Source organism: Marinicauda pacifica (genome assembly GCF_004793635.1).
GTDB lineage: Bacteria > Pseudomonadota > Alphaproteobacteria > Caulobacterales > Maricaulaceae > Marinicauda > Marinicauda pacifica.
Genome location: NZ_SRXV01000099.1, coordinates 1 through 304, shown reverse-complemented (window position 1 = coordinate 304; position 304 = coordinate 1). Strand labels below are relative to the sequence as shown.

The window sequence follows — 304 nt, the reverse complement described above, 5'->3', positions numbered from 1 at the left end:
AGGCTGCGTCCGCCAGACGGCAAGCGCGGCGCGGGACGCTTCTACCGATTCTGGCCCGAGTACCGGGAATTCCTTGAATACGAAACGAACCTGGTCGCCGTGCGCGTCCAGAACGTCGGTGACCCACTCATGCGAGCGACGGCAAAAGCCGCATTTGTAATCGAAGAACTCAACGCTGGTGACGGCCTCATCATCCGGGCCGGTGACCGGATCGCGCGGATCTTCAAACAGGGCTGCGCTCCACTTTTCGACATTCTCGAATAGCGAGCTCTGCTCGCGCTGGCGCGCCCGGCGCTGCAGTTCG

Annotated in this window: 1 protein-coding gene; it reads right to left on the bottom strand. The window is 62.5% G+C overall.

Features of this window, described 5'->3' with window-relative positions:
- On the bottom strand, positions 1–231 hold a 231-nt coding region (locus E5162_RS15235; protein ID WP_422392778.1), incomplete at its 3' end, for a thioredoxin domain-containing protein.
- Positions 232–304: the final 73 nt, after the last annotated feature.